The sequence below is a fragment of the Ralstonia sp. RL genome, from assembly GCF_001683835.1.
GTDB classification, from domain to species: Bacteria; Pseudomonadota; Gammaproteobacteria; order Burkholderiales; family Burkholderiaceae; genus Ralstonia; species Ralstonia mannitolilytica.
Genome location: NZ_LWRX01000145.1, coordinates 1 through 3,086, shown reverse-complemented (window position 1 = coordinate 3,086; position 3,086 = coordinate 1). Strand labels below are relative to the sequence as shown.

2 protein-coding genes are annotated in these 3,086 nt (G+C 62.4%); one reads left to right on the top strand and one right to left on the bottom strand.

Annotation, left to right across the window (positions count from 1 at the left end; all coding sequences use genetic code 11):
* Positions 1–110: 110 nt before the first annotated feature.
* Positions 111–2,231 (bottom strand): UvrD-helicase domain-containing protein, encoded by a 2,121-nt coding sequence (locus A6M56_RS13455; protein WP_102080401.1) that lies wholly within the window; start codon positions 2,229–2,231, stop codon positions 111–113.
* Between the two features lie 271 nt (positions 2,232–2,502).
* Between A6M56_RS13455 and A6M56_RS13450 the strand changes: the two genes are divergently transcribed.
* Complete coding sequence (locus tag A6M56_RS13450; RefSeq protein ID WP_027678500.1) at positions 2,503–2,829, top strand: hypothetical protein; 327 nt, start codon at positions 2,503–2,505, stop codon at positions 2,827–2,829.
* Positions 2,830–3,086: the final 257 nt, after the last annotated feature.

Below are 3,086 nucleotides of genomic sequence, written 5' to 3'. Positions count from 1 at the left end.
GGCGCGCCTTTCTTTTGCTTACTTTTCTTTGGCAAGACAAAGAAAAGTGAGTCGGTCCCGGCAGGGAACGAAAGGGAGGTGGACCACCAACGCAAAAACCAAAAACCCAATCACGAAACCACAGTCTTCTTAGCCGCCAACAACCCCTTCAACGCCCCCAACCGATCCTTCGGCGACATCGCCGGCATGGTGTCCTCCGGCGTCGGCCCGGCATCCTCCCCAAGCTTCATCTCCGCGATATAGCGCGACGGCTCGCACACCACCGTCTCCCGCGCGCGCTTGCGCTTCTTGCACCAGCTGATATGCAGGCTGCGCTGCGCCCGCGTGATCCCCACATACATCAACCGCCGCTCTTCTTCGATCTTCTCGTCGGTCAGGTCGTCGTCTTCGCGACAATGCGGCAGGATGCCTTCCTCCACACCCACCAGAAACACGTGCGGATATTCGAGCCCCTTGCTGGCGTGCAGCGTGGACAGGCGCACCGCATCCGGGTCTTCTTCCTTGCCTTCGAGCATGCTGATCAGCGCGATGGTCTGCGTGAGTTCCAGCAGGTTTTTACCGGCGTCCATCAGGCCATCGGCGTTGTCGAAACCGGTGGCTTCGTCGTCGTCATCCTTCTCCGGCTTGGTGCCCTTGCGCTTGAGCCAGTCGAGAAACTCCAGCACGTTGGTCCACTTGTTCTGCGCCTGGCGCTCGTCGTAGGTGTCGTACAGGTAGGCCTCGTAGTGGATGCCTTCCATCATCTCGTCGAGCAGCGTGGCGGCGGGCTCCCTGGCGGCGCGGTCCGAGAGCCGCACGATGAACTCGCAGAACACCCGCAGCGGCTCCAGCTGGCGCGGCGCGAGTTGCGCTTCGATGCCGCCCATCATTGCCGCCTCGAACAGCGACACCTTGGCCTGCCCCGCGAATGCGCCCAGCACTTCCAGCGTCGCATTGCCCACGCCCCGCTTGGGCGTGGTGATGGCGCGGATGAACGCGGGGTCGTCATCCGCATTGGCAATCAGCCGCAGATAGGCGCACAGATCCTTGATCTCGGCCTTGTCGAAAAAGCTCTGCCCGCCCGAGAGCACATACGGAATGCGTTCGCGCCGCAGGATCTGCTCGAACAGGCGCGCCTGGAAGTTGCCGCGATACAGGATCGCGTAATCGCGAAACTGCGCACGACGCTCGAACTTGTGGGCGGACAGCTTGAAGACGACGCTCTCGGCTTCGTGCTCCTCGTCATTGGCGCTGGTCACGGTGATGGGGTCGCCCATGCCGTGCTCGCTCCACAGCGTCTTCTCGAACAGCTTCGGGTTCTGCGCGATGACCGCGTTGGCGGCGTTCAGGATGCGCACCGTGGAGCGGTAGTTCTGCTCCAGCTTGATCACCTTCAGGTTCGGAAAATCGGTCTGCAGCAGCTTGAGGTTGTCGAGCGTGGCGCCGCGCCAGCCGTAGATGGCCTGGTCGTCGTCGCCCACCGCCGTGAAGGCCGGCGCACGCAGGTGCGAGCCGCCCGCCAGCAGCTTCAGCAGCTGATACTGGCAGGCGTTGGTGTCCTGATATTCATCAACGAGGAAGTAGCGCAGGCGGTTCTGCCACTTCAGGCGTACCTCTTCATTGCGCGCGAACAGCTCGGCGGGAATGCGGATCAGGTCGTCAAAATCCACCGCCTGATACGCATGCAGCGTCGCCACGTAGTTGCGGTAGACGAGCGCGGCCTGGTGGTCGTCGACGTTGTTGTTGGCGAGCGCCTCGGCAATCGCGGTGTCCGGATCGACGAGACCGTTCTTCCACAGCGAGATCGTGCTCTGCACGCGGCGGATCAACTGCTTGTCGGTGGTCGCGAGCTGCTCCTGGATCATGCCGAAGCAATCGTCGGAATCCATGATCGAGAAACGTGGCTTGAGGCCGACATGCTCGGCTTCCGCCCGCAGGATCTGTACGCCCAGCGAGTGGAACGTACAGACGGTCAGCTGCTTGATGGGGATGCGCTTGCCGTCTGCGCGCGCCTGGCCCTCCATCAGCTTGGCCACGCGCTCCTGCATTTCCTTGGCCGCCTTGTTGGTAAACGTGACGGCGGCGATGTGCTTGGGCTCGAAGCCCTTGTCGAGGATCAGGTGCGCGATCTTCTGCGTAATCACACGCGTCTTGCCCGAACCCGCTCCCGCCAGCACGAGGCAGGGGCCGTCGAGGTAGTGCACAGCTTCGGATTGGGCTGCGTTGAGCCCGTGGGCAAGACCGGAAGACATGGGGACAGGCGGAAGAAAAAGCAGGCGGGAACGACAGCGGAGGGCGATGGTAGCACGGCGCTTTTGCATCGATTGAGCCGACGAGGGGGCTGTTGCAGGGCACCTGCGGAGGTGCCAATACCCCACCGCACGCGTTTGCGCCCCTCGCTTTTCGCAAGGGCGTTACACCGCTTACGCACCGTTACACGAACGGGGTAAGCGAGCCTGCGCGGCACGCCGTTATGGACAGGACAGCGGCTGAATCGGTCGGCCGCCCACCGGAGGAAAAACCATGAACCGCATCGTCAAAGCCCTGGCCATCAGCGCCGTCGCCCTGTCTGCCACCACCGGCGCCTTCGCCCAGACGCAATGGCAAAAGGACCACCCGCGCCGCGCCGAGGTCAACCACCGCCTCGCCAACCAGAACAAGCGCATCCACAACGAAGTGAAGGAAGGCGAAATCACCAAGAGCCAGGCGCGCCAGCTGCACAAGGAAGACCGCCAGATTCGCCAGGAAGAGCGCGACATGGCCGCCCAAAACGGTGGGCACATCACCAAACAGGAACAGCGCACGCTGAACCAGCAGGAAAACCAGGTCAGCCGCCAAATCGGCAAGTAAGTCAAAGCAAGACCAGCCACACCCGCACTCCGGCCACACCACAAGGCGCTCCCGCCCGCGCCCCGACGGTGTGGCCGTTGTCTTTCGTCTTTGACGTTCCTGCCCTAGATGGCGCCTTCAATTTTCGTAAGCGGGCGGAAAAAAGACGGGGAACTGTCTGAGCGCAGCGAGTTTTCCCCGTCTCCGCCCGGTTACGGAAATTGAAGGAGTCTTTCGCCATCTCGGGCGCGCATTTCTTTGCTTACTTTCTTTGGGCA

Coding starts and splice junctions, on each gene's coding strand:
- A6M56_RS13455 (WP_102080401.1), bottom strand. CDS start 2,231: ATGTCTTCCGGTCTTGCCCACGGGCTCAACGCAGCCCAATCCGAAGCT.
- A6M56_RS13450 (WP_027678500.1), top strand. CDS start 2,503: ATGAACCGCATCGTCAAAGCCCTGGCCATCAGCGCCGTCGCCCTGTCT.